Origin of the sequence: Acinetobacter sp. NIPH 1852 (assembly GCF_022549455.1) — a bacterium.
In the GTDB taxonomy this organism is placed as follows: Bacteria; Pseudomonadota; Gammaproteobacteria; order Pseudomonadales; family Moraxellaceae; genus Acinetobacter.
The window spans coordinates 1-24,566 of the sequence record NZ_JAKZGG010000014.1; the positions used below are offsets into that span (position 1 = coordinate 1).

25 protein-coding genes, 4 tRNA genes and 1 riboswitch are annotated in these 24,566 nt (G+C 41.5%); of the genes, 8 read left to right on the top strand and 21 right to left on the bottom strand.

Annotation, left to right across the window (positions count from 1 at the left end; translation table 11 throughout):
* From MMO38_RS11720 to MMO38_RS11810, 19 genes are all read right to left on the bottom strand, one after another.
* Positions 1-107: GTP-binding protein (locus MMO38_RS11720; RefSeq protein ID WP_017396788.1), on the bottom strand; the 107-nt coding region annotated here is incomplete at its 3' end.
* A gap of 164 nt (positions 108-271) precedes the next feature.
* Positions 272-346: transfer RNA gene (locus tag MMO38_RS11725), tRNA-Thr, on the bottom strand.
* 17 nt (positions 347-363) lie between these two features.
* Positions 364-439 (bottom strand) — tRNA-Gly (locus MMO38_RS11730).
* 33 nt (positions 440-472) lie between these two features.
* Positions 473-556, bottom strand: a tRNA-Tyr gene (locus MMO38_RS11735).
* A gap of 52 nt (positions 557-608) precedes the next feature.
* A tRNA-Thr gene (locus MMO38_RS11740) sits at positions 609-684 on the bottom strand.
* 98 nt (positions 685-782) lie between these two features.
* Complete coding sequence (gene trpE, locus MMO38_RS11745; RefSeq protein ID WP_241323646.1) at positions 783-2,276, bottom strand: anthranilate synthase component I; 1,494 nt, start codon at positions 2,274-2,276, stop codon at positions 783-785.
* Positions 2,277-2,371: 95 nt separating this feature from the next.
* The gene (locus tag MMO38_RS11750) at positions 2,372-3,064 is read right to left on the bottom strand and encodes a phosphoglycolate phosphatase (protein ID WP_241323647.1); all 693 of its coding nucleotides are present in this window, start codon (positions 3,062-3,064) and stop codon (positions 2,372-2,374) included.
* A 70-nt stretch (positions 3,065-3,134) separates the two neighbouring features.
* The gene (locus MMO38_RS11755; RefSeq protein ID WP_241323648.1) at positions 3,135-3,743 is read right to left on the bottom strand and encodes an FHA domain-containing protein; all 609 of its coding nucleotides are present in this window, start codon (positions 3,741-3,743) and stop codon (positions 3,135-3,137) included.
* 78 nt (positions 3,744-3,821) lie between these two features.
* Positions 3,822-6,035: a type II secretion system secretin GspD gene (gspD, locus tag MMO38_RS11760; protein ID WP_241323649.1), complete on the bottom strand. Its 2,214-nt coding sequence runs from the start codon at positions 6,033-6,035 to the stop codon at positions 3,822-3,824.
* A gap of 38 nt (positions 6,036-6,073) precedes the next feature.
* Complete coding sequence (locus MMO38_RS11765) at positions 6,074-6,913, bottom strand: type II secretion system protein N (protein ID WP_004668252.1); 840 nt, start codon at positions 6,911-6,913, stop codon at positions 6,074-6,076.
* Positions 6,913-7,656: a type II secretion system protein N gene (gene gspN / locus MMO38_RS11770; RefSeq protein WP_241323650.1), complete on the bottom strand. Its 744-nt coding sequence runs from the start codon at positions 7,654-7,656 to the stop codon at positions 6,913-6,915. The genes MMO38_RS11765 and gspN overlap by 1 nt, the downstream gene beginning before the upstream one ends.
* Positions 7,657-7,833: 177 nt before the next feature.
* The gene (locus MMO38_RS11775; protein WP_004668250.1) at positions 7,834-8,160 is read right to left on the bottom strand and encodes an H-NS histone family protein; all 327 of its coding nucleotides are present in this window, start codon (positions 8,158-8,160) and stop codon (positions 7,834-7,836) included.
* Between the two features lie 373 nt (positions 8,161-8,533).
* Positions 8,534-8,974: a thioesterase family protein gene (locus MMO38_RS11780; protein WP_004668248.1), complete on the bottom strand. Its 441-nt coding sequence runs from the start codon at positions 8,972-8,974 to the stop codon at positions 8,534-8,536.
* An 8-nt stretch (positions 8,975-8,982) separates the two neighbouring features.
* Positions 8,983-10,176 carry a heme biosynthesis protein HemY gene (locus MMO38_RS11785; protein ID WP_241323651.1) on the bottom strand — a complete coding sequence of 398 codons (1,194 nt, stop codon included), beginning with the start codon at positions 10,174-10,176 and terminating at the stop codon, positions 8,983-8,985.
* A 6-nt stretch (positions 10,177-10,182) separates the two neighbouring features.
* Positions 10,183-11,016, bottom strand: a complete 834-nt coding sequence (locus tag MMO38_RS11790) for a hypothetical protein (protein WP_241323652.1) — start codon at positions 11,014-11,016, stop codon at positions 10,183-10,185.
* The gene (locus tag MMO38_RS11795; RefSeq protein ID WP_241323653.1) at positions 11,013-11,789 is read right to left on the bottom strand and encodes a uroporphyrinogen-III synthase; all 777 of its coding nucleotides are present in this window, start codon (positions 11,787-11,789) and stop codon (positions 11,013-11,015) included. The genes MMO38_RS11790 and MMO38_RS11795 overlap by 4 nt, the downstream gene beginning before the upstream one ends.
* Positions 11,789-12,706, bottom strand: coding sequence for a hydroxymethylbilane synthase (gene hemC, locus MMO38_RS11800; protein ID WP_241323654.1), 918 nt, complete (start codon positions 12,704-12,706; stop codon positions 11,789-11,791). The genes MMO38_RS11795 and hemC overlap by 1 nt, the downstream gene beginning before the upstream one ends.
* 111 nt (positions 12,707-12,817) lie before the next feature.
* A complete protein-coding gene (locus MMO38_RS11805; protein WP_004668243.1) occupies positions 12,818-13,555 on the bottom strand; it encodes a LytTR family DNA-binding domain-containing protein in 738 nt (245 codons plus the stop codon).
* A 57-nt stretch (positions 13,556-13,612) separates the two neighbouring features.
* Entirely contained in the window at positions 13,613-14,755 is a 1,143-nt protein-coding gene (locus MMO38_RS11810; protein ID WP_241323655.1) for a histidine kinase, read from the bottom strand.
* Here MMO38_RS11810 and argH point away from each other — a divergent pair.
* Together argH and MMO38_RS11820 are read left to right on the top strand one after the other, a co-directional pair.
* Positions 14,746-16,179 (top strand): argininosuccinate lyase, encoded by a 1,434-nt coding sequence (gene argH / locus MMO38_RS11815; RefSeq protein WP_034594833.1) that lies wholly within the window; start codon positions 14,746-14,748, stop codon positions 16,177-16,179. The two genes, MMO38_RS11810 and argH, sit on opposite strands and share 10 nt — an antisense overlap.
* Before the next feature lie 9 nt (positions 16,180-16,188).
* A complete protein-coding gene (locus MMO38_RS11820; RefSeq protein ID WP_005194700.1) occupies positions 16,189-16,464 on the top strand; it encodes an oxidative damage protection protein in 276 nt (91 codons plus the stop codon).
* A 391-nt stretch (positions 16,465-16,855) separates the two neighbouring features.
* Here MMO38_RS11820 and MMO38_RS11825 read toward each other — a convergent pair whose 3' ends face one another.
* Both MMO38_RS11825 and phoU read right to left on the bottom strand, forming a co-directional pair.
* Entirely contained in the window at positions 16,856-16,972 is a 117-nt protein-coding gene (locus MMO38_RS11825) for a hypothetical protein (RefSeq protein WP_241323695.1), read from the bottom strand.
* Positions 16,973-17,174: 202 nt separating this feature from the next.
* Positions 17,175-17,897, bottom strand: coding sequence for a phosphate signaling complex protein PhoU (gene phoU / locus MMO38_RS11830; protein ID WP_004668238.1), 723 nt, complete (start codon positions 17,895-17,897; stop codon positions 17,175-17,177).
* 148 nt (positions 17,898-18,045) lie between these two features.
* Between phoU and MMO38_RS11835 the strand changes: the two genes are divergently transcribed.
* The 6 genes from MMO38_RS11835 (at position 18,046) to gluQRS (ending at position 24,529) form a co-directional block, all read left to right on the top strand.
* Positions 18,046-19,095, top strand: a complete 1,050-nt coding sequence (locus tag MMO38_RS11835; RefSeq protein ID WP_241323656.1) for a hypothetical protein — start codon at positions 18,046-18,048, stop codon at positions 19,093-19,095.
* 36 nt (positions 19,096-19,131) lie between these two features.
* Positions 19,132-19,252: riboswitch (TPP riboswitch) on the top strand.
* Between the two features lie 84 nt (positions 19,253-19,336).
* Positions 19,337-21,232, top strand: a complete 1,896-nt coding sequence (gene thiC / locus MMO38_RS11840; RefSeq protein WP_241323657.1) for a phosphomethylpyrimidine synthase ThiC — start codon at positions 19,337-19,339, stop codon at positions 21,230-21,232.
* A gap of 75 nt (positions 21,233-21,307) precedes the next feature.
* Positions 21,308-21,919, top strand: coding sequence for an NUDIX domain-containing protein (locus MMO38_RS11845; protein ID WP_241323658.1), 612 nt, complete (start codon positions 21,308-21,310; stop codon positions 21,917-21,919).
* Positions 21,920-21,941: 22 nt separating this feature from the next.
* Positions 21,942-22,757 (top strand): 3',5'-cyclic-AMP phosphodiesterase, encoded by an 816-nt coding sequence (gene cpdA, locus MMO38_RS11850; protein ID WP_241323659.1) that lies wholly within the window; start codon positions 21,942-21,944, stop codon positions 22,755-22,757.
* Between the two features lie 216 nt (positions 22,758-22,973).
* A complete protein-coding gene (gene dksA / locus MMO38_RS11855; protein WP_004668232.1) occupies positions 22,974-23,507 on the top strand; it encodes an RNA polymerase-binding protein DksA in 534 nt (177 codons plus the stop codon).
* Positions 23,508-23,509: 2 nt separating this feature from the next.
* Positions 23,510-24,529 carry a tRNA glutamyl-Q(34) synthetase GluQRS gene (gluQRS, locus tag MMO38_RS11860; RefSeq protein WP_241323660.1) on the top strand — a complete coding sequence of 340 codons (1,020 nt, stop codon included), beginning with the start codon at positions 23,510-23,512 and terminating at the stop codon, positions 24,527-24,529.
* The last annotated feature ends 37 nt before the right edge of the window (positions 24,530-24,566 follow it).

A 24,566-nucleotide genomic window follows, 5' to 3' on the forward strand; every position in this document is an offset into this window, starting at 1 on the left:
CAAATAGTTGCAATCGCAGCAGTTAAAGTTGTTTTACCATGGTCAACGTGACCAATTGTACCCACGTTTACGTGTGGTTTATTACGTTCAAACTTAGCCTTAGCCATTTGACTTTCCTCGTTTACGTCGACACCAGTTTAGAGAAAACAACCCTGAAACACTTTTCTTATCGACATTCGCCTAAAAAAACTAAACACCCAATACTTGAAAAGCAGACTATAATAGCCTGCTTCTTTAAATCTTTTGTAGAAATTCTACTAAGCTGTATATCTGGAGCTCTTATCGAGATTTGAACTCGAGACCTCTCCCTTACCAAGGGAGTGCTCTACCACTGAGCTATAAGAGCGATGTCTTCGATAATAATGGAGCGGGAGACGAGGTTCGAACTCGCGACATGCAGCTTGGAAGGCTGCCACTCTACCAACTGAGTTACTCCCGCATGTTGGTACTTACCACTTCAATCGAAGCTAAATGGTGGTGAGAGAAGGATTCGAACCTTCGAAACTTTCGTAGCAGAGTTACAGTCTGCCCCCTTTGACCGCTCGGGAATCTCACCACATCACACTTACACAGTGCTGTTCTTTACTCAAAATATCAAAACCTTAAGATGGTGCCGGCACACGGATTCGAACTGTGGACCTACTGATTACAAGTCAGTTGCTCTACCAACTGAGCTATGCCGGCGTTTCTTAGTGTTTCGTACGTTTCGTATCGGAACGGTGTGCAGTTTAGCAAAACTTACACATGATGCAAGCAGTTTTTTCAGAAAAACTGCGAAAAACTCATAAAATCAATCCGTTTGACGATAATTCAACCGCTTTGATCACTGCGCGTGCTTTTATTTGGGTTTCATTCCACTCTGACTCAGGATTTGAGTCAGCAACAAGCCCCGCACCTGCTTGTACATAGACTTTTTCATCGCGAATCACACAAGTACGAATCGCGATCGACATATCCATTTCGCCATGCCAGCCCAAATATCCAACTGCACCGCCGAACACACCTCTTTTTACAGGCTCAACTTCATCAATAATTTCCATGGCACGAATTTTGGGAGCACCTGAGAGTGTCCCCGCAGGAAAAGTCGCCTTAAAAACATCTAAAGCATCGACATCATCCCGCACTTCACCTTGTACATTGGAAACAATGTGCATGACATGCGAATATCGCTCGATCACCATTCGGTCAGTCACTTGCACTTTACCGATTTTAGAAACACGGCCAACATCATTACGACCTAGATCGATCAACATTAAATGTTCAGCGATTTCTTTTTCGTCAGACAGCAAATCTTGCTCTAATGCCAAATCTTCTTCTTTGGTCTTGCCTCTTGGACGCGTGCCTGCCAAAGGTCGTACTGTCGCAACACCATTTTCCAAGCGCGACAAAATCTCTGGCGATGAACCTACGATATGAAACGGTTTTTGATCTGTCAGGGTTTGACCTTGTACCAAAAATAAATAGGGGGATGGGTTTAAGTGACGTAAAGCACGATAGACTTGTAATGCCTCACCATCAAAATCAGAGACCATACGCTGCCCAGGTACAACCTGCATGACATCCCCTGCACGGATGTATTCTTTTACTTTTTCAACTGTTTCGATGAACTTTTCTTTGCCCGTAATCGATTCAAAATGCGGTGCAGTATGTGGTTTCGCTTGTAAACTTACTGGTATTGCAAGCAACTGTTCAAGCTGATCAAGTTTCTCTTGCGCCTTTGCATAAGCATCTTCTTGATGAGCATCGACGTGATGAATCAAAAACAAGGTGTCTTTTAAATTATCAAATACAATCACAGTTTGAGACAACATCAACCATAAATCTGGCAAGGTCACGGGATCGGCTGCTGGGATATTTTTGAGTTTTGGTTCGATATAGCGCACTGCATCATAGCCCAAATATCCAACCAAACCACCAGTAAAGTTAGGTAAGTCAGGCAGCTCCACTTGGGTTGGCACTTTAAATTGGTTTTGAAAGTCACGAATATATTGAAATGGATCACTGCAATGCTGCTGGGTCACAGACCCATCCGCCTGCTGAACGGTTAAAACGCCTTCATTACATGAGAAAACGGTCGACTCACCCAAGCCAATCATGGAATAGCGCGCCCAATTTTCCCCGCCTTCAACCGATTCAAATAAATAAGCATGTTTGTGCTGTTTAAACCGTGCAAAAACAGAAAGTGGCGTTTCAGTATCCGCCAAACGTTGGCGGTAAACAGGTATCGTGTTATAGCCTGCTGATTTTAGTTGTTCAAATTGTGCGAATGTGGTCATGGGCATTCTCTATGCTTTTAGCTCTATGGTTTCGATTTTTTGCGTTTCCTTGTTTCAATTGCGTCAAGCCCGCCATCGAAAAACCATAACAACATTCATGCCCCACTCCTCACTCTATCTTCTTCAATCAACTCAACTAAACTATCAACCACTTGTTGCGGCTGACAGTCATAGATACTTTCTCCATGATTATAGCCATAGCTGACCACAATACAATCAATACCTGCACGTCTTGCTGCTTCGACATCATTGCTCGAATCGCCAATCATCAAGCTTTGTGATGCATATACATTTTGACTTTGCATGCAGTGCAGTAAAGGCAAAGGGTGCGGTTTTCGCTCAGATAAGCTATCCCCACCAACGACCATTTTAAAATACCGACTCAATTCCAAAATATCGAGGATACCTTTTGCTAAATGTGCAGGTTTATTGGTAACACAGACCATCGAGATATCATGCGCTTGACAATGCTTCAAAAAGGCGAGAACACCATCATAAACAGTGGTGTTCACACACAACTCTTGCGCATATACCTGCATAAACGTATCAAGCAATTGCTTTTGCTGCTGTGCATCTACCTGCCCAAACAAATGTTCAAGCACAGTTTCACATAATCTCGCTGCACCTTTGCCAACCCACTCCCGAACCTGCACTTCGGTTACTAAAGGCAAGCTCAACTTCTCCAAACTCAGATTCATGGCGCGATACAAATCAGCGGCAGAATCTACCAACGTTCCATCAAGATCAAATAGGATCAGATGACGACTTTGTAACTGTGCAACAGACATGAGATTTACTCTATAAATAAAAAAGGCATACCTATTACGATATGCCTTGCATTGTAAAAGCTTAGAATGATTATTTAAAGAACAGCCAAGCAACCATCGCCAAAATGATCAATACAATAATTGAAATCAAACCAACCGAGGCATTTCTTTGTTGTTGTTTTTCCTGCATCACAGGTGATTCAGTTGCAACTGGCGATTGTTCTGAAGTAGCTTGAACATTTACATGTTCAGGAATTGGTGCTGGCTTTGGAATCGCAACTTGTTGTGGCATGCCATCACGACTGATCGGGGTCTCAACCGCACGTTCAGCAATACTCGGCATACCTTGATCGTGCGCAGCAGATGAAATAGGCTCAATTTCAATCTCTGGCAAATCTATATCCGTCGTTGTCGGCGCAAGAATCGAGAATGTAAAACTCGCAAATTGCAAAATATCACCATCATGCAATTCGGTTTCTTGTTCTATACGCAAATCATTAATAAACGTACCATTGGATGAATTTAAATCTTGCACCCACAGCATTTGATCTTTGAGCAATAGCGCCGCATGACGACGTGAAATATCCGCTGATTGCAATAAAATATCAGCATCCTGATGTCTCCCGACCAACATATCACGCTCGATCGTGATTTCTTTCCCCGTAAACTCACCTGTAATGGCTTGCAATTTCCAAGTCATAAACACCAATCCTTATCCTGATTTATTGATTATCGGTTCTGGCAATCTTAACATTGTGACATATGTGCTTGTGTGCATCTACTGTGAAGATGCAGGATGAATCGTTGTCGTGGTCACTGTGTTTTTACTTCGCTCTACTGAACGCTTTTGTAAAGGTGCTTCCACCGTCGCAACTGGCGTTGTCACAACCGCTGTTTGCCTTTGTGTGGCTGTTGGCACGTTTTGATAAGGTGAGGCATTCACCGCAGGTTGTTGACGATAAATATCGTTTACACTCTCAGGTAGTTTTGCAAAGTTGCCATTTTTATCCATCGAAAGCTGCAAGCTATAAAGCTGATTATAGCGTTGCTGAGAGATACGACGGATATCATCCGAATCCCCTACAATAGTCGGATGGATAAACACCAAAAGATTACGCTTTTCGTTGCTTCGAGTATCTGCACGGAATAAACGCCCTAAATACGGAATATCGCCTAACACAGGGATACTTTGGCGAGTTAGACTAGTATCATCAGAAATCAAACCACCCAAAATCACAGTTTGTCCATGATCAGCCAATACCGAGGTCTTAATCGCCCGTTTACTGGTCACCAAATCTGTTGCCTGCCCTCGATTAGGCTGAACATTTGAAACCTCTTGTTCAACCTCAAGACGAACCGACCCTCCTTCACCAATATGAGGCACAACTTTCAGCGTTATCCCCACATCCTTCCGTTCAACCGTCGTATAGGGGTTTACGGTACTGTTACCCTGAGTTGCAACTGACCCTGTGACAAATGGCACATTTTGCCCCACGACAATATAAGCTTCTTCATTATCCATTGTGACAATTGATGGAGTCGATAAAAAGTTCGATTTAGTATTCGCTCTCAGCGCTTGTATCAGCGCACCGTACGCCCTGCGTGGGTTTTCAAAATTCCCGACACCTATTGAAGCACCATCTCCCAAAGCACCTGCGGCACCTGCTGCACCGCCAGTTAAATAACCAGCTGCAATTTTGGACAGTCCAGAACCAAGATTTGAAAAGTTAACCAGTCCAACACCGCTACTTAGATCACCTAGCACCCATTGCACACCAAGTTGATCGGCATCACTACCCACAATCTCAATAATCGCAGCCTCGATCAGCACTTGCTGACGACGGGTATCCAATTGTTGAATTGCTGATTCAATTTCGCGCATCAACTGCGGATCAGCCTTAACCACTAAAGCATTCTGCGTACTGTCCGCAATAATACTGACACCGCCACTATTGAAGCTGGTCACATCATTTTGGCGGTTATTAAAGCCACTGTTGAGGCTAATCCCCGAACTACCCGATGAATTACCTGACGAGCTTGTGCCTTGGTTATTTGAAATCAAATTATTGATCGGATTTGATGCATTACTATTGTTTGATGAAGCAGATGAAGCAACCGACTGACCAGAAACTAAACCTTGTAAAATTTCAGCGAGACTTTTTGCGCTGGCATATTTCAAACGAAAGACTTTCAAACCACCCAAACGATCTGCCGATGGCACATCCAACATCTCAATGATTTGACGCAAACGCTTACGTGAATCAGGATCACCTTTGATTAGAATACGATTGGTGCGATTGTCAGCAACGATACGTACGCGTGATCCCACAAAATCTTTTGCTGCACCTGTTGCACTCATGGTTTCCAACAAAGTGATCACTTCCTCAGCCTGACTCGACTGCAAGCCAATCGCCTCAATATCGTTCTGACCCGTACCATCCAAGTTACGTACAATGTTTTCAAGCTGATAAATATTGGCGGCGCGATCCGAAACAATCAATGCATTGGTTCCAGCAACTGCTGCCAAGTGTGCAAACTGCGGCATCAATGGGCGTAACGCAGGAACCAGATCATTTGGATTGGTATTTTGCAACCAAATCACCCGAGTTACGATCTGATCACCACCTGCACGATTGCGCCCGTCGTAAGGAATACCAGCATTTTTCACATTACTATCTGGCACCAAACGGATGGTATTACCAGAAGGCAATGCCACCACACCATTAACGCTAAGCACCCCCAAAAACAGATCATAAACCTCATCTTTATTGAGCGGTTTATTCGAAATAACAGTCACATTGCCTCGTACACGAGGATCAACCGCAAAGTTCTTACCTGTAATATCTGCAACTTCATTAATAAATGCTGCTAAGTCTGCATCACGTAAATTGATCTTCCATGTTTGTGCGTGTACATGGGTACTGATTGCCGCAACCAACGGCGCTGCAGCAAGTAATGCCCAAAGTGGACGATGATGATTCAAAGAAGCCATAACCTGCACTTATTCCTAACTAATGTGATGACGTGTTATCACTGAAAACTCTGTTGTATGGTCATCACTTGATCACCACGTTTTATTTCTATTTTGGCATGTCCTTGACGACGTACTTGCTCTAATAATTGTACTTCGCTAAGTCCTTGCCCAACTGTCTGTCCATTGACCGACAGGATACGATCACCCGAGCGCAAACCCAATGTATTTTTTAAATTCGCTGGCGTTTGATCTGATATTTCATAACCATCTGTCCCGCCGCTTACACCCATATTTTTTAAATACTGTTCACGGTTGTCTTGCATCTGTTGAATCGCTTGACCCAATGCAGACTGCGGCGCGTTCTGAACAGGTTCTGGTGTTTGAGGAGGGACATTATTCGGATTGCTAATAACGGGGTCGGCTGGTTGATACAACCCTTTATCTATTCCTTTAAATTTCACTTCTCGTGTCGCACCATTCCCTTGCTTCAATACCACATGATCCCAATAGACTTCCACCAACTGATAAGAGGTCGAAGCCAAGGTCTCACCAACACGATAACGCTCAGCCGTATCATTCAGCTTAATAACCGCTGAAGACAAGAAACTCGGCGAACCCAAGAGAACGCCTTGTAATTCTAAATTGATATTGTCTTGGGCCGTTGTCGCTGCAGGCTCATTAAATAATGCAAATGAACTGATGTTGGGAACTTGGGCTTGCTGCGAACCCAGCTCAACTCGATCAAATTGCATCGGCTGTGGCGGAGCAACCACCCACCAAAACAAAGAAGCCAGTTTCCAGCAGAGCCATAAAATAAGCAAGGCTAAAATCAAAGGACTGAGTTTATCTAACTTTTGCCAACGCAGTTGTTGTATTTTCTGCATCCATGCGTCCATTACAGACCACCTTGCAGCAATGGCTGACGTGAACTAATAACAAAAGTTTCAAGTCCCGCTTTGCCTTGATAAGACGGAACATTCAAAAGCATGCGCTGTGTCAATTGCACATCGAGCATAAGACTGGCATCTACACTTAAGTTTGCCATTTTTTGACTACGCTGATCACGAACATCAAGTTGTAACTGTCCGTTGCTATCTTTTAACTCAGCAACCAGTGAAGGCATATTCATACGATCTTGACGTTGACCAAAAGTATAGGTCAGCTCACCTCCACCCCAGTTCAATCGCCCTTCTGTTGCACTGAAGCCTTTTTCTTTCTGATAGCTTAATTGCACATCGGCAAGCTGAATTGCATTCTCTGGCCACTGCCAGTCTGCAAAATATTTCAATGTTTCAGGTGAAATTTCACCGTTCAAATCCTTAATCACGATTTTTTTCCCCAAACCATAACCAAAGATACCGTTAAATTGAGTATTGCCACTATGTATATCAAGATTGGCGCCTAAGCGAAACAACAACAGATCCAAAGGTCTCGTTTTCCAATGCACCGAACCCCGTAGCTGACCACGTTGCCAATCCGCCTGCCCCTGCCAAATATTGCCACTGACGTTATGTAATAATTGATTATCTTTAGAAAATTTCGCAATTAGCCATGTTGCTGGAATCTGTAAAATAATAAAAATTAAAAATGCAAAAATGGCGAACAACCACCATCTCCATTGCTTGGTTTTTTTCTTCATCCTACCCATACCAACATACAAAATATCATCCTTTTTGAAATATTCGCTCTGAATGACATTATGCATAATTTTTCAACATCGCCAATTCTCTCATATAAAAAAACCAAGCTTTTTCAGCTTGGTTTTTTATAAAGGATAAAGTCAGCGTATGACAAAACGATGACTTTTAAAACTTACTTAGATTAAGAAATCTTCAAGTTTTGCACCTTTTTCTAACTCAGCAACTAACCAGCGCGGTTGTTTACCACGACCAGTCCAAGTTTCCTCAGTATTGTTTTTATTACGGTAGCGTGGCTCTACAGCTTTACGTGTTGTTTTCTTACGCTTTTGCTCACCCGCTGCCAATAACTCTTCAACCGTAAATCCAATGCCTTCAGCAATCGCAACGATTTGATTATATGCATCTTCAACAGCTTGGTCTTTTTTACTCGCAATCAATACTTCTGCTTCTGCTTGCAGACGCTTTAAGTCTTCTACCGATAAATCACTAATATCTGGTTTCATCCGAACCACTCCAACTCAATAAGGAAAAATATATATCACGCAAAAATAAAATGAATTCAAAAATTCAGTTCAATATTAATTTATAAGCAATTCACTAATCAATATAAGAATAGTCGATTTAATGGCACTATAACAAAAAAATTGCTTTTTATTTACAATAAACTTCAAAAATATAAACCCAGCATAAAATATTTATTTATCTATTTTAATTTAAACCCATTCCAAACTGATCTTAACAGTGTACATATTAAGCCCAATAAAAACACTTTTCATCCTATTGATGAGAGCGAGATTCAATTACCATCATTATTATTTAAACAATAAAAGAACCCCATTATACATACCGCCAATAAAGACATAATTGTCTTTATAATTACGAGTTTAGCTCCAAATCATTTCCAACACTCGCTTCAAGCTGAACGATTTTCTGTCTAATAAGTTCTGGAATATTCGATTTCTTTGAGCTTACTTTATCAACACAGACAATTACCGCCTCACCTGTTGCAACAATCTCGTTTTGAGTTTCACTCCATAAAACATATTGCATTCGAAATGCACTGTTTCGAAGCTCTTCAACTTTCGCACCAATATGCAAGACATCAGGGTAAAATACAGGTCTTAAATACTTACATTGGCTAGAAGCAACCACAGTCAATATATCTTGATCGAATATATTTAATGCCATTAAATAAACAATTCGGGCGCTTTCCATATAACGATAATATTGCACATTATTTACATGGCCAAAAGCATCCATATCCCCCCAAGCAACAGCTTGCTTATGCACAATTGGATAGACAGACAATTCATTCATATTTAGACTCATAGCTTAAAATTAAGAAAATTAACATCATTTTCAAATATTAAATTCAACTGTTTGATTAAATCAAGATTATCCCCAAGCATTGACTTAATTCGTAAATAACTCATTAAAATATTATCAGGATATAAAGTTAATAATTGTTCTGCTTCAAGGTGTCGTTGAGTTGCCACATAAATATGCCACTTTGCAAAGGTCAACATTGGCACACTGGTATAGCGCTGTTCGAGCTGCATAATGCGTTGTTCAACATAACTATAATCTGGGATTTGCTTTAACAACTGTTGTTGGAACCACAGGTAAAATACTTCTGGGTCAAAATGTTCTTGCAACAAATGTAAAGCCAAGTCTTCGTGCTGCACACTCATCTCTGGCATCCGCGCCAATAATTTTAGCCAGAGCACCTTACTCGTATAGGGGCGAGCTTGAATTTCACTTTGCAACGCGAGATAACGCTGCTGTAAAGCTGCCAAATCATCAACTGAAGCCTGATCAAACTGAATCAAAAGCTGTTGCAACCATAAATCACGATGCGCTGGGTCAAGTAGACCAAATTGAGTCGTTTGCAGAAATAACCAAGGCTTTTGTAAAGCAAGTTTGCCCCAAAGCGCAGTCATACGTTGCTGATAAGCTGTTTCTACTTCAGCCAACCATGGAGAAAGTTGGTGCTGTGTCAAAAACTCCAAGTGTATCAGTGCCTTTTCGGTCTCTTGTTGTGCTAGAAAAATGTCGATTCGTTGCAGTTCTGCCAGCTCAAAAGCCATCGGGGCTGAGCGATCCAAGCACTGTAAGGCAGTATCAAAATCACCATTTTTATAATCAAATTGTGCATCAACGATCGGACTCAACAAACCAGATTGAGTAAAAACACGCTCAATAAACACCTGCTGATCTTTGGCTGAGTCTAGCAACCAAACGATGCCAAGCTGCTCATAAGGGTGCAAATCTTTAAAATGTAGCGCCGTTTCTTTTTTGCGTTGTTCACGCACGATGTAACGCTTACTAAACAACCACAAGAGTTGCGCCAAGAAACTCACAAAAACAAACAGTGCGATCAATCCCCATGCACTGCTTTGGAATTGCCAATCACGCCAGTAAATATAGGCATAGCCATGCCCATAGCCATAGCTCAATACAGCAAACAGAGCAAATAACAATAAACTTGCAAGTAAATAGATCCGTACTAAATGCTTCATTATCGATTATCCCAACAAGCCTAATGTGATTAATTTTGGTGTTGGTACTGCAGGAAGATTTAAAATTTTATCTAATCGTTGCTTCATTTTCTGGCTATTCTGATCAGGCAATTCAGCCAATAATTTCATCACCTCTTGAATCGACTTACGATATTCAATTAATTGCCCTTGATGCAACGCTTGCGAGGCAAGCAATAAGCGCAACTGAGCCTCTTTCAAGATAATATTACGATGCATTAAATCAGGTGAAGAACGCTGAATTTTTTCCAACTTAAACCACTGCCACCATGCAGATGATTCATTTTTTGCAATTGTCACTTTAGGATTTTGCAGCTCTTGCTGGATTCGCTGATCGATTTCCTGCAATAAATCTTGTAGCTGTTGCTGTTGTTGGTCTTGAGTCAGAATATATTGCTGAATCGCTTGTTTATCTTGTTCAATTGCTTTAACAAGGCTGTGCTGCAATGCAGGCGATAGCGCGGACTGAGCAATATGCTGATGCACCTGATTCAAATGATCCAGTGCATAAGTGAACTGCTGCTGATCTAAAGCAAACTGAACCAGTTGCAATTGTTGTTGAATTAAAATGACGGGGGCAATCCCCGTCGTTATGATCGGTGTCATGCTGTAATCAGTTGACGCGGTAGTTGCAACACCACTATTTTGTAATTGACGCTGTACGGCGACCAATTGGTCATTCAATAATGCATAACGCTGGTCTGTTTGAGCAAGTTGTTGTTGAAGTTGCGGAACACTCTGAGCATTTTTCGCAACGTCATAACTCAGCTTGGCTAGCCACAATATACTCAGCAGCAGTATCAAATACACAATTTTTCTCATACCTTTCCTTGCCAGTCACGCATGCGTTGAATAATCTCTGATGCAGATAAATTTTCAAGCTGAATAATGTTAATCGCGTCGCCTACTTGTACTTGCGAATCTGTTAGAATTTTTGTCAATCGCTCGCCCAAAACAAGATAAATCCACTGTACATCACTGGGATGCTGAGCACAAAGTTGCAACCAATTTTGCCAACTAGCCTCACTACTCACCAGCACAGCAGTAGTTTGATTAGGATCGAGTTTTTGCACAATCTTTAAAAACCCAGACCTACTTTGCTCAGGGCACTGACGGCGGTAAAGCACAAAATTAAGGATAGAGACACCCTGCTGCTGCAATTGTTGCATCATAAATTGCCGCCCGCCTTTGCCCCGCCAGAAAGCGATTTTATTTAAATTTTCTCTTTGTTTTAAAATTGGCAACTCGAGCATTCCTTCCGAGTTTTCCACATCAGGAACATCGCTGGCAATATTAAATTTCATCAGCGCTTGTGCGGTTGCCTGCCCCACCGCAATCCACTGGATATGCTTGAGCTGCGTCAACTGGATACCAGCCTGCTGCAAATAATGCATACCAATTTCAACAGCCGTCGGACTCACCACGACGATAACTTGAGTTTCATCGAGTTGCTGATAAAGGTGTTGTAATACATCAGAAAAAGGTTCGGCAACCAACTCAAGTAATGGCAAAGCCTCGACCCGATAACCCACTGAGAGCAACGCTTGGGTGAGTGCGTCTGCGCGATCTTCAGGGCGAGTATTGATGAAAAGCATTAATACAACGCTTTCAATAATTCACCAGCACCTCGATCAAGTAAGCGCTGTCCAAGCTGCTCTCCCAACTGCTCCGCCTCTGCCGCTGTACCGACCATTTGCTCTTTCAGCAAGGTTTTACCATCAACGCTACCGACTCGCCCTTCGATCTGTAATTGATCATTGACTAAAGTGGCATAGCCTGCGATTGGCACTTGGCAACCACCCTCCAAATAAGCATTAAGGGCACGTTCCGCACGGACACAAATCGAAGTTTCTTCATGTTGCAAGGGTTGGATTAATTTAAGCAATTCTGCATCATCTGCACGACATTCCAAGCCTAGAGCACCTTGTCCAACCGCAGGCAAACTTACCACGGGCGTTAAACAATGACGAATTCGATCTGCTAAACCTAAACGTTTCAAACCTGCACTAGCGAGAATAATGGCATCGTACAAACCATCGTCCAGCTTTGCTAAGCGTGTGCCGACATTACCACGTAAATCAATGATTTCTAGATCTGGGCGTTGTTGTAAAATTTGACATTTACGACGCAAACTCGATGTTCCCACTTTTGCGCCTTGTGGTAATTCATCAAAATGCTGATATTGATTTGAAACAAATGCATCTAAAGGATCTTCACGCTCACAAATGACTGCAAGCGTTAAACCTTGTGGCAAGTGCATTGGCACATCTTTCATGGAATGGACCGCCAAATCAGCACGACCATCCAATAAAGCGGCTTCCAACTCTTTCACAAACAATCCTTTGCCCCCAATCTTGGCTAATGGGGTATCTAAAATCTTATCGCCTTGTGTCACGAACTTAACCAGTTCAACCGTCAAATCTGGATAAAGCTCGTTTAAACGAGAACGAATATGCTCCGCCTGCCAAAGTGCAAGAGGGCTTTGTCGAGTCGCAATTTTTAAGGTTTTCATAAATCCAAATTAAGTATTGATCAAGGCAATTGTTCCAAACTTAACTTGATCCCCTAAAATTGCAAGCAAAAAATCATAAAGCCACCCCTACGCTGCCAAAAAATACGGCATTTATAATTGATGCATACATTCTCTTAAACTGGGTAAATGACGGCGACTGACTGACAGCCGCTCATCCAGTTCACGTAATCGTACCTGATATTGTCCAGCGGCAACCAACTCAAGACCTTCCAAATAATCAAGAGAAACCAATGCATTTCGATGAATTCGAATAAAGCGATCCGCAAATTCCAGCTCTAAATCTTTGAGTGTTTCATCAATCAGTACACTGCCATTTTTATGGCGCACAGTGACATATTTTTGATCGGCCAAAAAATAATAAACACTGTCTAATGGAATCAGCTCGACCCCACGATAGGTTTTCGCCGCAATTTGATGACGCTGGTTTTTTACATCATATAACTCATCTTGTTGCAAACCCGTCATTTGAGCCTGAGTCAGTTGGGTTAAATGCTGAAATACCTGTTCTAGATCTTGGAGCGCTACTGGTTTTAGCAAATACCCTTGCGCTTGAAACTTAAATGCTTCCAGTGCATGTTGATCATAGGCTGTACAAAAAATAATGGCAGGGCGAGGATTTAAATGACGCAGTTGTTCTGCACATTCCAAACCATTCATTCCAGGCATTTGAATATCTAATAAAACGACATCAGGCGAAGCATTTTCAATATGACTTAACACATCTTGTCCATGATGTGCAGTCGCAACGACTTCATGCCCCATTTGGGTAACTAAACGTGATAAACGCTCTACCGCTAGCGGTTCATCATCCGCAATTAGGACTCTCATCCTTTCCTCCTTGTCACCGCTAACATCATCCATATTTTTTATGGTTAACTTGACTTATTATTTTACTCGATAGTGGTAACAGACCACTGTGGTATATAACGATGTGCCCCCATAAACCTGAAACTTTACGGTTTGACCATAATACGCTTTCAAACGTTGCTCTACATTTTCGATCGCAATACCATTTCCTTTTCGCGTTTTTATTGTATCGCGAGAATATGGGTTAGTAATGACTATACTGACTTGATTTTGCAATATTTCAACCAATACGCTAATTGTTGACTGCTGTAAAACCTTTTCCACCCCATGGAAAATACTATTCTCAAGCAAAGGTTGCAATGTCAATAATGGAATCGTGACCCGTTTTAATTCAAGTGGTGTCGCCTGTATGTTCCATTCTACCTTTAAACGATCCCCTAAACGTATTTTTTCGATGCTCAAATACTGCTGACATAAATCAATTTCCTCTGCCAAACTCACCAATTTAAGTTCCTGAAAACTCGCGCGGAAAAGACGTGACAAACTAATCAACATATTTTCAGCTTTATCAGGATCAATCGTAATTAAACTCACCACACTATTTAAACTATTAAACAGAAAATGCGGATGAATACGCGCCTGCATCGCTTGAATACGTGCATTCAGCTCACTATATTGCTGATTGAGCCACTGTTCTCGCATATATAAATAGCGCAAACAAAAAGCACCCAATAACACCCCATAACTCAAATGCAGACTCATGCCATCAAATAAAATATCTCCTGAGAAGCCTCCTGAGCGAACCGTCCAATATTGGATAAGATTAACCGCACAGGTCGTCAACAACACGATCAGCAGCAATAAAATAAAACCGAGCGTTAATGCCACTTTCTGACTAAATTTGGCAAAAAAATCTTGAAAATAATCAACACATGCGGCAAAGGATAAAATCACCCAGTTAATAAAAAATATATATTGTAAAACACGAACACCCTGTAATGCTTGCCATGACTGAGCTTCAGCCAATGCCAATACCATTGCTAAGACATTACTGGCAACAATTAATTCCAATAAGTATTGCCATTGGCCAATTTTCGTAAAAAAATAGGAACCAGATCGATTCAACTGACGAGATTGCAATAACTTCTTACGTCGAGTTTCGGCAACTGCGTTTGGATTTGCTATACTCTTTTTTATTTTCCTGAGCTGCCATGACCACATCTTCTCAATCCTCTTCTTCAGCAAGCCCTCATCAAACCTCTGGAATGTGGGGCGGTCGTTTTTCAGAAGCAACAGATGCTTTTGTTGCAGAATTTACCGCATCTGTGCAATTTGACCAACGTTTTTATAAACAAGATATTGCTGGCTCAATCGCACATGCAACAATGCTTGCAAAAGTCGGCGTACTCACCGAAGCTGAACGTGATGACATTATTCAAGGTTTAACCACAATTCAAGCAGAAATTGAAGCAGGTAACTTTGAATGGCGCATTGATTTAGAAGATGTGCATATGAACATTGAGTCTCGCTTGACTCAACGTATCGGGATTACAGGTAAAAAACTGCATACTGGGCGTAGCCGTAACGACCAAGTTGCGACGGATATTCGCTTATATTTGCGTGATGAAATTGATGACATCCTTGGCTTATTACTCCGCTTACAAAAAGGCTTACTTGGTCTAGCAAGCAAAAATACCGACACCATCATGCCAGGGTTCACCCATTTGCAAACTGCACAACCTGTGACTTTTGGTCACCATTTGTTGGCTTGGTTTGAAATGTTGGTGCGTGACACTGAGCGTCTACAAGACTGCCGTAAACGTGTCAATCGTATGCCACTCGGTTCAGCTGCTTTGGCGGGTACAACCTACCCAATTGATCGTGCTTTTACTGCTGAACTATTAGGCTTTGAGGCGATTTCTGAGAACTCGCTTGATGCGGTGTCTGATCGTGATTTTGCCATTGAATTCAATGCCGCTGCATCGCTCATTATGATGCACCTATCTCGCATGTCAGAAGAACTGATCTTATGGACTTCAGCGCAATTCAAGTTTGTGAATATTCCTGATCGGTTCTGTACTGGATCATCCATCATGCCGCAGAAGAAAAATCCTGATGTACCTGAGTTGGTTCGAGGAAAATCAGGACGTGTATTTGGCGATTTGATTAGCCTACTAACCTTAATGAAAGGTCAACCTTTGGCATATAACAAAGATAACCAAGAAGACAAAGAGCCTTTATTTGATGCAATTGATACCGTTCGTGGCTCGTTGATGGCATTTGCCGATATGGTTCCAGCACTTGTACCAAATATCGAAATCATGCGTGAAGCAGCCTTACGTGGTTTCTCAACTGCAACTGACCTTGCGGACTACTTGGTGAAAAAGGGCGTGGCTTTCCGTGATGCGCATGAAATTGTAGGTAAAGCGGTTGCTTTAGGCGTGGCGGAAGAAAAAGATTTGTCTGAACTCACACTTGAGCAATTACAGCAATTCTCTGATTTGATTACTGCGGACGTTTTTGATAAAGCATTAACTTTAGAAGCATCTGTCAACGCGCGTAATCATATTGGCGGAACTTCACCAAAACAAGTTGAAGCTGCTATTGTACGTGCACACACTCGCCTAGAACAGTTATACGCTTAAGGATTGATGATGACTAGACAAGTATTTTGCCGTAAATACAAACAAGAGCTTGAAGGCTTAGACTTTGCCCCTTTTCCAGGCGCTAAAGGTCAAGCATTTTTTGAGACTGTTTCAAAACAAGCATGGCAAGAATGGTTAAAACACCAAACCACGCTGATTAACGAAAAGCGTTTAAATGTGTTTGAGTCAGATGCAAAGAAATTTCTTGAAGAACAACGTGAAAAATTCTTTGATAATGATGAAAGTGTTGAAAAAGCTGAAGGCTGGAAGCCTGAGCAAGGATAAGCAAACTTAAAACATCGTTTTAAGGCTCTGCCCTTGCGCAAGACGAGAAGCTATGCTTCGAGTAAATTGAAAACTAAAGTTTTTAAAGCTTTAGTTTTCTGCAAGACAAGGACGAAGTCCGCGTAGGCTGTAGTTTCAACGTTTTCATAGAAAATATTATCGCTGTGATATCGATTATCTACCCTAAAAAGAGAGCTTAAACTGGCTCTCTTTTTACGTAGCATTTACATTAGCAATAAAGCCTTACAGAGCATACACACTTGTCTACATGACAGTAATGCTCGTTGCGCTTATATTTAATTCAGAAGGACAAAGAGATACGATGATATCTCACGCAACATATGATATTTCTCTCCCAGACTTTCCCCCGAAGTCTGGGATTTTTTTATCTTTAATTTAATAAAACATATTCCCAAATCACAAAACCCAAGCCAAACCCGAGAAAGGCATAAAGGATAATAATAAAAAATACAAAGCTGGCTTTATTTTTCTTTTTTAAAAATCGCATCATCTTCTGCATACCTTAATCTGAGATTAAGATCATTTTGAATGTATTGCTCCTCAAAACATAGATACAGCGCTTTTGCAAAAAACTATAACAGTCCCGCTTAGGAAGAATCATGAGGGTAAAACAATAAAAAAGCTGAGCCTGAAATTATTTCAACGCTCAGCTCATGTTTTTATTTATCGAAACCACAAAACAGGAAAAATTATTTTCGATGTACTGTTTGTTCAATTTCTTCAATACTGGTATGACGAACATCTCTGCCCTTAGCCATATAAATCACTTGCTCTGAAATATTACGCGAGTGATCTCCAATACGTTCCAATGAACGCAATACCCACATCACGTTAATCACACGTGAAATATGACGCGGATCTTCCATCATATAAGTCATTAGCGTGCGTGTCGCTGATTGGTATTCACGGTCAATATCCCCATCCGCCATCACAACTTTTAACGCTTGATCGACATCTAAACGCGCAAAAGCATCTAAGGCATCATGAATCATTACCCGTACTTGATTACCAATATGACGCGTCTCCATATAACCACGTGGCGACTCACCTTCTTCACACAAGGTTTGAGCGATACGAGCAATCTTTGCCGCTTCATCACCAATACGCTCTAAGTCTGTATTGGCTTTACTCATCGCAATGACCATACGTAAATCAATCGCTGCGGGATGACGACGTGCCAAAATCAAAGTTAAACCTTCATCAATATCACGTTCGAGCTGATTGACGGTATTGTCTTTGAACTGAACATCCATCGCTAAATTGGCATCAGTATCTAAAAGTGCATGAATTGCATTGGCAACCTGTTGCTCAACCAATCCCCCCATGCTCATAAATTTGGTATGCACATCTTGTAAGTCTTCATTAAATTGAGAAGAAATATGATGACTTAACACAGGATTACTTGGACTCACAGTATGCCTCCACTAGACACATGGAAAATGATGGATGATTAAAACACAACAATGATGAAACTTTTATGACAATCAATCCTTCGATTTCATCTTTATATCTCAAGCCTTATAATCATGCCGCGATAACAACTTACATCCAAGAACTTTTATGCGTATTTTTATTTTTTGTATTATGAGCAGTACCTTTTTTTTATTAGGCTGCCAAAAACCAACACAACCACAAAATGAACATGAACTGGCTACCCAACAAGCTGCCAAAAAAATAACTTCTCAAGAGGCGTGTCAAAAATTAGATCAAATCATGCAGAAAATTGATAATCACAGCACCATTGAAGCATTAAATCAGATTAATGCTCAACTCAAACAATGTATTGCAACAGTAGAAAATGCTCAACAATTAAAATGGTTAGAAAACTCAATACAAATGTATCAACGTTTTTTTGCAGAAGCAGGTTGGAGTGCAGACAATAACAAATTCTACGATTACACCATCAGTATTTCAGAAAATACTGATCAAGCCGACGATGCCCATATAAAACTAGGTGACCCCACATTATTTAAATTGTTGCCTGCTCGTGATCAGTATTTATTAAAGCATCAAGGAGAAGCCTACATCAAATTACAAGATGTGGGTGAAGCAATTTTTGAATACCATAGACACCCCCAATATATCATTGATATTTTTGCACCAGCTCTACCCAAAGACCAACAAGTTTTTGTACAACGGATGGCAAAGGATAATCAAGACATACTGTATAGTGACGCCGCTCTCGCTGTATCATGGGTAGAGCTGGTGGAACGTGCCTTATTCTGGGAACAATATTTACAACAATATCCTAATGCAACATTTAAAGCAGATGCACAGAACTTATTCCATGAATACCGCTATTTAATTTTCTTTGGGTCGGATAACACACCTGTTTCCGACCTATTTTTCAAAGATGCGTGGATCAATGAAGAGGCTTTAACCGAAATAAAAAAGTTAGCCAAACGACAGGATACAAGTCTACACATTCCTGCCAAAAAATTTCTCAACTTTATTCAGTTTTCACTTGATGAACACAATCAAGTAATGAATATCAGTGATTCCCCTCATGTACACTTAAAAAAATTTTTAGATGTAAAAAATCCTTGGGATGATCACAATGGACGAGATTGTCATACTGATGCTGTCTGTTTGCAATATTCAGTGAATTAATCCTGCAATTTTTTTTAAATCTGATAATCTAATCACCATAGCTTGACGGAGCGCAGTTAATCAACTGCTGAGATGATCTTAATCCTTTGATTTAAAGATCAGTACCGTTGAACCTGATCAGGTTAACACCTGCGTAGGAATCAAGCCCAGCAAAAACTTAGCCTCTATTTATCAAAAAGATAAATCTGCCATCGTTTTTGGTCGTGCTTGATTCGTTAATGCTCTCCATAAGGATCATGCCATGAATCAATTAACGAATCTTTCCCCTGCTGATATCTCTGCTCAACATGAGCAAGACGCTAAAGATTTAACGCGTATTTTACCCGCATCAAACAAAGTTTATGTCCAAGGTTCTCGCCCAGATATCCAAGTGCCCTTCCGCGAAATCAGCCTGACTGATACCCCGACTGGCTTAGGCGGTGAGCATAATCCACCCGTGATGATTTATGACACTTCGGGCGTTTATACCGACCCAAATATACAAATTGACCTCAATAAAGGCCTACCCTCTGTTCGTCAAGCATGGATTGAGGAACGTGGCGATACCGATGTCCTTTTAGGTTTAAGTTCTGAGTTTGGACAATCACGTTTAAAAGATATTCGTACTGCTGACATTCGTTTTGCACATATTCAAAATCCACGTCGCGCCAAAGCAGGCAAAAACGTTTCACAAATGCATTATGCCAGACAGGGTATTATCACCCCTGAAATGGAATATATTGCCATTCGTGAAAACCAACGCCAACGTGAGGGCGTTGATATGCGTCAGCATGCAGGTCAAAACTTTGGTGCACAAAATCTAAAAGAAATCACCCCAGAGTTTGTGCGTCAAGAAGTTGCTGAAGGACGTGCGATTATTCCTGCCAATATTAACCACCCTGAAATTGAACCGATGATTATTGGTCGTAATTTCTTGGTGAAAATTAATGCCAATATCGGTAACTCTGCACTCGGTTCATCAATTGATGAAGAAGTGGCCAAAATGACATGGGCCACGCGTTGGGGTGCAGATACCATTATGGATCTATCCACAGGGAAAAATATCCACGAAACGCGTGAATGGATTATTCGCAACTCACCTGTTCCAATTGGTACTGTACCAATCTATCAAGCTTTAGAAAAAGTAGACGGCGTTGCAGAAGATCTCACTTGGGAAATCTTTAAGGACACCTTGATTGAGCAAGCCGAACAAGGCGTAGATTATTTTACGATTCATGCGGGTGTGTTACTGCGTTATGTACCAATGACCGCGAATCGCCTCACTGGCATCGTGTCTCGTGGTGGTTCGATTATGGCGCAGTGGTGCTTGGCGCATCACGAAGAAAACTTCTTATATACGCATTTTGATGAAATCTGCGAAATCATGAAAGCCTATGATGTTTCATTTAGTCTGGGTGATGGTTTACGTCCCGGTTGCGTCCAAGATGCCAACGATGAAGCGCAATTCAGCGAACTCAAAACTTTAGGTGAGTTGACGCATCGCGCTTGGGAACACGATGTTCAAGTGATGATTGAAGGTCCGGGTCACGTGCCAATGCATATGATCAAAGAAAATATGGATCTACAACTCGAAGTCTGTAAAGAAGCACCATTCTATACGCTTGGACCATTGACGACTGATATTGCACCAGGCTATGACCACATTACCTCTGCCATTGGCGCAGCGATGATTGGTTGGTATGGCACTGCAATGCTGTGTTATGTCACGCCGAAAGAGCATTTAGGCTTACCGAACAAGAAAGATGTAAAAGACGGCATCATTACCTACAAAATTGCAGCGCATGCAGCCGACTTGGCCAAAGGCCATCCGGGCGCACAAGTGCGTGATAATGCCCTGTCGAAAGCACGTTTTGAATTCCGTTGGGATGATCAGTTTAATTTGAGCTTAGACCCAGACACCGCACGCAGCATGCATGATGAAACGCTTCCGAAAGATGCACATAAATCAGCACATTTCTGCTCAATGTGTGGACCTAAATTCTGCTCAATGAAGATCACACAAAATGTGCGAGATTATGCGCAAAACCAACGCAATGCCAAGCAATCTGATGATACTAAAACAGAAGTTGAAGCAGGTCTCAATGCGATGAAAGCCGCTTATCAGGAACATGGTCAAAAATTGTACCACAAAGTGTAAATCCACTAAAAAAAGATTTTCCTGCGAAACATTCTCGGTTAGGATGAGATATGTACAATCTCATCCTAATTGAAGATGAATATTCTTGAACGCGCTAGCTATTCAGCATCCGATGTAAAGATAGAGTCTCGAGAGCTGTTATTTCGAGGATTCATCCAAGTTGAGAAAGTGAGTCTAAAACATCGGCTCTTTCATCGGGCTGATTATTCACCGAGCATTCAACGTGAACTTGTTCATCGTCCTGAAGCCGCTGGTGTTTTATTATATAATGACCAACAACAACGCTTTGCACTCATTGAACAGTTCCGTATCGGTGCATTCAATGATGCTGACTCTGCATGGCAACTCGAAATTATTGCAGGCGTGCTTGATGGAGATGAATCTCCTGAAAGCTGTATTCGCCGAGAAACATTAGAAGAATCAGGTTGTGAAATCACAACATTAAAACACTTATTTAGCTTCTATCCATCTGCTGGCGCTTGCTCTGAATTTTTTCATTTATATGTCGCAGAAGTTGAATTACCAATAGATGGGGGCATTTTTGGGGTATCAGATGAAGGTGAAAATATTCAGCTTCATTTATTCGATTATTGCCAATTAGACGTATTATTACACAATGGGCGGTTGAGAAATGCACCTGTAATTATGGCATTACAATGGCTTGCTCAACATATACAACAACGATAACAAGTCTGAGGGGCTAAAGACGGTGACATTCCAAGTCTCAACATCATCTCAACAAGATTTTGTGATGATACAGATTACTGATACACATTTATTAGAGTATCCACATTTAGAGTTCGTTGGAATGCAGCCCGAACTGAGTTTTCGTGCCGTCATTGACTTAATGCGTGAACAACATCCTCAGATCGACCTCATTGTTCACACTGGTGATCTAGCCCAAACACCTACGCCTGTAACCTATCAGCGCTATATTCAGCATATGCAAAGCTTGGGTATTCCTTTTTTTCATACCCCTGGCAACCATGATGACGTGGCACATTTTCCATTCCATCAAGCCGACCAAACACAGCCCACGATTATTGAATTGGGGAAATGGTGCATTATTCTACTGAATAGTGCTCAACCACAACGCATTGACGGAAAAATTGCGGATATCCAGTTAAAACAGTTAGCTGAACTGCTCCCCCAATTGCAGGATCGCTATGTCATCATTGCTTGTCACCATCATCCATTTGCCATGCAGTCTGCTTGGATTGATCAGCACAAATTAAAAAACTCGTCTGATTTACTGGAAATAGTTAAACCTTTTTCTAATATCAAAGCCATTGTTTGTGGACACGTCCATCAAGACTCTATTCAAACATGGCAAGGCATTGAATTTTTATCTACCCCATCGACCTGTATTCAGTTTAAACCGAAAAGTGATAAATTTGCCTTAGATGAAGAACATCCGGGTTATCGGTATATCTGCCTCAAAGCCAACGGGGAATTAGAAACTCAAGTTTACCGTTTATCTACCTCCGAGCGCTTAATGAGTTCAGAAGTTTTGGGTTATGACTAGCGTAGATCAGCAACTACCCGACTCTAAACTTTTGATTACAAATCACATCCATGATTTCTCACCAAATCTAGACAGGAATGACTACCATCTTGCTCAAAAAATCTATATGATGACGACCCCTGATGGGAAAAACCATCAACAGTTTCTATAAAAACACTTGCATATCACCATATTTTTTGCGTATAGATAGTACGTGTAAGATGAGGAATGCCCTATATGGCGAATGACAACCAAAATCAAGTCTTGGATGAACAAACTGAAGTGATTGACGAGCAAAAAGCGCCTGTAAAACGTGTGCGAAAAACCAAACCTAAAGCTTCAGAAGGTGGAACGACTGCCAGCTTATTTGGTATCGCACCTTATCAGCCAAAGAAAAACGAAGAATACATGTCTGATGGACAACTGGAGCATTTCCGCCTGATCTTAAATGCGTGGAAAGCTGAGTTGATGTCAGAAGTTGATCGCACCTTGAACACCATGCAAGACGAGTCATCTGCACTGCCTGATGTGAATGACCGCGCGACCCAAGAAGAAGAATTTGCGATTGAACTGCGTACACGTGACCGTGAACGTAAACTCATTCGTAAAATCGAACAATCACTTGAAGCGATTCAAGCGGGTGATTATGGTTTCTGTGAAACTTGTGGTATCGAAATCGGCTTACGTCGCTTAGAAGCACGCCCGACTGCGACTCAGTGTATTGATTGCAAAACTTTGGCTGAAATCAAAGAAAAGCAAAATAACGGGTAATTGTGACTGTTGAGAATGCTCCAGCCGAGCACAGCTCGGCTCTTGCTCAGCGGCAAAGCAATCGTTTGCTTAACCTACTTCCAAATTTGCTTAATCGCCTGCCAGAAAAACATAGTTTTTCTCTTGCGCAGCGGCAAAGCGATGCTTTGCTTAATCGCTGCTCATACATCGGTCGCTTTGCCCCCTCGCCTACAGGTCCATTGCATTTTGGGTCTTTACTCACTGCGGTTGCCAGTTATTGCGATGCCAAAGCTCATCAAGGCGAATGGTTGGTCCGGATTGAAGATACCGATATCCCACGCATTTATCCGAATAGCGAAACACATATTCTTGCCTGTATAGAAGCTTTTCAATTTGAGCCCGATCACGAGATCATTTTTCAAAAAGATCGTTTAGATATTTATGAACAGGTACTTGAACAATTAAAATCATCTCAAGCCATCTATGCTTGTCAATGTACCCGTAAAATGCTCGGTTCAAATCACATTTATGCAGGAACATGCCGTGATTTAAATTTAGATTTTACTCAACAAGCGATCCGCCTAAAAGTCGCCGACCATCTCATCTGCTTTGAAGATCGTCTACAAGGACTACAATGCTCAAACCTACAGGATGAACTCGGTGATTTTGTCCTAAAACGTCGTGATGGCATTGTGAGTTATCAACTGGCTGTAGTGGTCGATGATTATCTACAAGGCATCACGCACGTGGTACGAGGCGCAGACTTACTGGATAACACAGCTCGCCAAATCTGGCTCGGCTCACTACTAGATTATCCATTATTAAGTTATATGCATCTTCCTCTTGCCATGAATGAACAAGGACAGAAACTCTCGAAACAAAATCTAGCGCAAGCCTTGGACATATCTAAAGCCCCCGAATTATTACAACATGCCATTTTAGCACTCGGTCAGCCTGCTGTTGATCTTGACCAACCACGCATCATGCTGCAACAAGCCGTTCAACAGTGGGATGTAAATTTGATTCCAAATGGCAATAATTTGACTGGAATCTATCAATAGCCATTAAAAAAAAGCCCTGAGCGATTACATTCAATGG

Coding starts and splice junctions, on each gene's coding strand:
- MMO38_RS11810 (WP_241323655.1), bottom strand. CDS start 14,755: ATGTGGTCATGGCAGCTCAGGAAAATAAAAAAGAGTATAGCAAATCCA.
- MMO38_RS11780 (WP_004668248.1), bottom strand. CDS start 8,974: ATGAATGAATTGTCTGTCTATCCAATTGTGCATAAGCAAGCTGTTGCT.
- MMO38_RS11820 (WP_005194700.1), top strand. CDS start 16,189: ATGACTAGACAAGTATTTTGCCGTAAATACAAACAAGAGCTTGAAGGC.
- MMO38_RS11750 (WP_241323647.1), bottom strand. CDS start 3,064: ATGTCTGTTGCACAGTTACAAAGTCGTCATCTGATCCTATTTGATCTT.
- MMO38_RS11790 (WP_241323652.1), bottom strand. CDS start 11,016: ATGAGAAAAATTGTGTATTTGATACTGCTGCTGAGTATATTGTGGCTA.
- trpE (WP_241323646.1), bottom strand. CDS start 2,276: ATGACCACATTCGCACAATTTGAACAACTAAAATCAGCAGGCTATAAC.
- hemC (WP_241323654.1), bottom strand. CDS start 12,706: ATGAAAACCTTAAAAATTGCGACTCGACAAAGCCCTCTTGCACTTTGG.
- MMO38_RS11785 (WP_241323651.1), bottom strand. CDS start 10,176: ATGAAGCATTTAGTACGGATCTATTTACTTGCAAGTTTATTGTTATTT.
- MMO38_RS11755 (WP_241323648.1), bottom strand. CDS start 3,743: ATGACTTGGAAATTGCAAGCCATTACAGGTGAGTTTACGGGGAAAGAA.
- MMO38_RS11845 (WP_241323658.1), top strand. CDS start 21,308: ATGAATATTCTTGAACGCGCTAGCTATTCAGCATCCGATGTAAAGATA.
- MMO38_RS11805 (WP_004668243.1), bottom strand. CDS start 13,555: ATGAGAGTCCTAATTGCGGATGATGAACCGCTAGCGGTAGAGCGTTTA.
- MMO38_RS11765 (WP_004668252.1), bottom strand. CDS start 6,913: ATGGACGCATGGATGCAGAAAATACAACAACTGCGTTGGCAAAAGTTA.
- argH (WP_034594833.1), top strand. CDS start 14,746: ATGACCACATCTTCTCAATCCTCTTCTTCAGCAAGCCCTCATCAAACC.
- MMO38_RS11825 (WP_241323695.1), bottom strand. CDS start 16,972: ATGCGATTTTTAAAAAAGAAAAATAAAGCCAGCTTTGTATTTTTTATT.
- MMO38_RS11775 (WP_004668250.1), bottom strand. CDS start 8,160: ATGAAACCAGATATTAGTGATTTATCGGTAGAAGACTTAAAGCGTCTG.
- MMO38_RS11795 (WP_241323653.1), bottom strand. CDS start 11,789: ATGCTTTTCATCAATACTCGCCCTGAAGATCGCGCAGACGCACTCACC.
- MMO38_RS11835 (WP_241323656.1), top strand. CDS start 18,046: ATGCGTATTTTTATTTTTTGTATTATGAGCAGTACCTTTTTTTTATTA.
- gspD (WP_241323649.1), bottom strand. CDS start 6,035: ATGGCTTCTTTGAATCATCATCGTCCACTTTGGGCATTACTTGCTGCA.
- thiC (WP_241323657.1), top strand. CDS start 19,337: ATGAATCAATTAACGAATCTTTCCCCTGCTGATATCTCTGCTCAACAT.
- dksA (WP_004668232.1), top strand. CDS start 22,974: ATGGCGAATGACAACCAAAATCAAGTCTTGGATGAACAAACTGAAGTG.
- gspN (WP_241323650.1), bottom strand. CDS start 7,656: ATGAAGAAAAAAACCAAGCAATGGAGATGGTGGTTGTTCGCCATTTTT.